The sequence below is a fragment of the Neorhodopirellula pilleata genome (assembly GCF_007859915.1).
Classification (GTDB): Bacteria; Planctomycetota; Planctomycetia; order Pirellulales; family Pirellulaceae; genus Rhodopirellula; species Rhodopirellula pilleata.
On sequence record NZ_SJPM01000001.1, the window covers coordinates 966,184 to 966,394 of the forward strand.

Consider the following 211-nt stretch of genomic DNA (forward strand, 5'->3'; position numbering starts at 1 on the left):
TTCGCCATTTCGATTGGTTCGTGTAACGCGATAGCAATTCGAAGTGGCGTCGTTGATCCCATCGAAAAATTTTCGTCAAAGACTCGGTTTGCATTGGCGTCCTGGAATCAAACCTGAATCGCAATTGTTCGATCGCTGAAAAAAAGTTTTTTCAGTTTGATCGTCAATTGTGCATCGCTGAATTCCAGGACCAAAGCCCGTCAACCTTGGG